At 67.9% G+C, this 3,257-nt stretch carries 3 protein-coding genes; all 3 read left to right on the top strand.

From position 1 onward, the window contains the following. Window positions 1–154: 154 nt before the first annotated feature. The 3 genes from ACFXGA_RS39925 to ACFXGA_RS39915 are packed head-to-tail and all read left to right on the top strand — an operon-like array spanning window position 155 to window position 3,164. On the top strand, window positions 155–1,231 hold the full coding sequence (locus ACFXGA_RS39925; RefSeq protein WP_378098330.1) for a tyrosine-type recombinase/integrase: 1,077 nt from the start codon (window positions 155–157) through the stop codon (window positions 1,229–1,231). Then, window positions 1,228–1,551, top strand: coding sequence for a helix-turn-helix domain-containing protein (locus ACFXGA_RS39920; protein ID WP_378098327.1), 324 nt, complete (start codon window positions 1,228–1,230; stop codon window positions 1,549–1,551). Before ACFXGA_RS39925 ends, ACFXGA_RS39920 begins: the two co-directional genes overlap by 4 nt. Further along, complete coding sequence (locus ACFXGA_RS39915) at window positions 1,548–3,164, top strand: integrase (RefSeq protein ID WP_378098324.1); 1,617 nt, start codon at window positions 1,548–1,550, stop codon at window positions 3,162–3,164. Before ACFXGA_RS39920 ends, ACFXGA_RS39915 begins: the two co-directional genes overlap by 4 nt. Window positions 3,165–3,257 lie beyond the last annotated feature (93 nt).

The raw sequence follows: 3,257 nt of genomic DNA, 5'->3' as shown, positions 1-3,257 counted from the left end.
TTCCTCGTGGGGAAGCCGAGGGTCCGTTCCTGCCAGGACCAGGGCGTACAGCGGGTTCCACGATGGAGCACCCTGCTGTGATCGTTCTTCAGGATCTATGAAAAGATCACCTTCACTCCGAGGTTCCTCGGGCTGGGTGAAGGTGAGGTGTCGGTTGGCGCTGGCTGTGGTGCGGGATCTGCGCGAGCGTCGTACCGCGCTGTCGGCGGAGGAGCTGCTCGGCTTCGAGACCGACGTGATGGCCGGGTTCGTGCTGGCGCGGGCGTCGGCGGGGTGCGTGGACGGCACGATCCGCAACGACGTGTCGAACCTGGAGCAGGTGCGCGCCTGGTTCGACCAGCCGTTGTGGGAGATGCAGCCAGCCGACGCCGACAAGTACTTCGGCCAGGTCATCCGCCATGCCGCCAAGGGCACCCGGCTGGCCCGCTCGCAGTCGATGCTCACCTACTTCGCGTTCCTCGAACTGCGGCACAAGGCGGAGATCCACCAGCTCACCGGCCGGGTGGTCGAGTGCCCGATCGACGAGATGAACCGGCCGCGCGGCAACAAGGAAGCCGCGCTGCGCATCCCGCCGACCGCGGCCGAGCTGGGCGTGCTGTTCAGCGGGTGGCGCGGCGAGCTGATCACCTGCCGCAAGTACGCGCCGATGGCGCGCAACTACACCGCGGCGAAGCTGATGTCGCTGGTCGGCCTGCGGGTCAACGAAGTGCGCTGCCTGGACCTGGACGACGTGAAATGGCACCTTGGCCGGTTCGGCAAGCTGCACGTCCGCCTGGGCAAGGGAACGCGGGGCAGCGGCCCGCGCGAGCGGATGGTGCCGCTGATCAACGGCGCCGACGTGCTGCTGCGCTGGTTCATCGAGGACGTCTGGGGCCTGTTCGACGACGACCACACCCGTCCCGGAGCCCCGCTGTTTCCCTCGGAGCGGCACAATCGCGACGGCACCTCCTGCCGCGTCGGCGATGACGCGCTGCGCTCCGGCCTGACCGCCGCGACGGCGGCACACCTGCCGAGCTGGGAGGACAAGCTCACACCGCACATGCTGCGGCACTTCTGCGCCAGCGAGCTCTACCTGGACGGGGCCGACCTGCTGTCGATCCAAGAGGTTCTCGGACACGCCTGGGTGGCCACGACGATGAAGTACATCCACATCCACCGCACCCGCATCGAGGAGGCCGTGCTCGCCGGGCAGCAGCGCGCCGCCGCCCGGCTGGAAGGACTGATGACATGAAGTGGAACCTGCGGATGGCCGCAGCCCAGCGCGGCATCTGGAAGGCCAGCGAACTACAGCGCATGCTCGCCGAACGCGGCCTGGTGATCTCGGTGGGCAAGATGTCGGGCTTGTGGTCGGGCAACCCGGCCAGCATCAAACTGTCCGATCTGGACGCATTCTGCGCGGTGCTCGGCTGCGGCATCGCCGACATCATGAGCCCCGAACCGGAGATGTTCGCGCTGCCCGGCACCCAGACCGAGCAGCAGGCCGCCACCGGCGGTGCTCGCCCGGCAGTCACGCCCAAGCGCCGGGACGGACGAACGCTGCCCCCGGCATGAGGAAGTGGTTCGACAACCATCCGGTCGGCCACTGCACGGGCTGCCTGGGCTGGGGCCACATCTTCGCGCGGCGACTCTGCGCGGCCTGCTACGTCCACGACCGCAAATATCCGCAAGGCCGCTGCCGCACCTGCCGGCGCAAGTCCGCACTCAAGCAACGACACTGCCGGTTGTGCTGGGACCACGCACGAACACTGGCGCATCAAACCGGCGACCGGCACATCACCGCGACCCACATGATCGCCGAGGTCCGCGACCCGCAGCTGTTTCTCACCAACCTCATCGGGATGCCGCGCCGAACAGGAACTACCAGTCGCTCAAGCGGTGGTGCTCGCCGCCGCGCCGCGCGCAAACTCTGCCCGCCACCGCCCGAGCCGCCACCAGCTGAACCATCCAGACCGCCGGACGGCCAGCTGTGTCTGTTCCGGATCTGCGAGCTCGGCGCGGTCGCCTACGACGATCACCAGCATCAGTCCATCGCCGGCCGCCGGGCGCTGGACACCGCCCTGGACATCATGGCGCGTCTTGGTGAGACCAACGGCTGGAGCCTGCCCGCGATCGCCAACGCCCGCCGCGCCCTGGTGATCATGCTCGCCGGTTACGCCGAGGGCGACCGCTTCACCTACTCCCGACTGCTCACCGCGTTACGCAGGCAAGATCGACGCCTGTCCATCGAGCGGACCACTCAGATCCTCGACCAGATGGGCGCCTACATCGACGACCGACGTCCCCGCCTCGACACCAACCTGGAAGCCAAACTCGTTGGCCTGGCACCAGGAATCGCCACCGAAACCAGTCAGTGGGTCCGCACTCTCGTCGACGGCGGACCTCGCCGCAGGCCCCGCAGCCAAACGACCGCGCTGCGCTATCTGCACGCCGTTCACCCGCTCCTGCTGGAATGGTCACAGCGCTACGACAACCTGCGCGAAGTCACCCGCGACGACGTCCTGGCCCACGTCGATCAGCTAACCGGCAACCCCCGCCAGCAGCTGACGGTCGCGCTGCGGTCCTTGTTCGGAATGGCGAAGAAGGCAGGCGTCATCTTCCGTGATCCCACCAGCCGCATCCGCGTCGGCGCCTTCGTCGGCGCCGTCCTGCAACCCCTACCCGACACGGAGATCCGGCAGACCGTCGCAGCAGCCACCCGCCCAGCCGACCCGCTGATCGTCGCACTGGCCACCATCCACGCCGCCCGCGGCCACCACATCCGCAAGCTCCTGCTCGACGACGTCGACCTAGGCAATCGGCGCATCATCCTCGGCGGCCGAGTGCACCCGCTCGACGAACTCACCCACCGCGCGCTGCTCAGCTGGCTCAAGCACCGCCGCACCACCTGGACGACCACGCCCAACCCGCACCTGTTCATCAACATGCGCACCGCCTCCACCACCGCGAAGGTCAGCCACTCCTGGCTCAGCGACGCCATCCGCGGACTCCCGGCCAACTTGGAACGGCTGCGCATGGACCGCCAACTCGAGGAAGCCGTCGCGCACCGCGCTGACCCACTTCACATCGCAGCCGTGTTCGGAGTCGACGAGAAAACCGCGTTGCGCTACGCCAACTCCGCACGGCAACTTCTCGCCACCGCAATCGAGGGCGATACTCTCGGTTGATCTCGAACCCACGGGTCGAGCCCTGGTCCTGGCAGGAACGGACCCTTGGGTTCCCCGCGAGGAACCTTCACTCTCGCTGAACCCACGGGAGTC

Origin of the sequence: Actinosynnema sp. NPDC059335 (assembly GCF_042752395.1) — a bacterium.
Classification (GTDB): Bacteria; Actinomycetota; Actinomycetes; order Mycobacteriales; family Pseudonocardiaceae; genus Actinosynnema.
This window is presented reverse-complemented; position numbering and strand designations above follow the sequence as displayed.

Bases quoted from the DNA above. Each gene is read 5' to 3' on its own strand.
- ACFXGA_RS39915 (WP_378098324.1), top strand. From the start codon at position 1,548: ATGAGGAAGTGGTTCGACAACCATCCGGTCGGCCACTGCACGGGCTGC.
- ACFXGA_RS39920 (WP_378098327.1), top strand. From the start codon at position 1,228: ATGAAGTGGAACCTGCGGATGGCCGCAGCCCAGCGCGGCATCTGGAAG.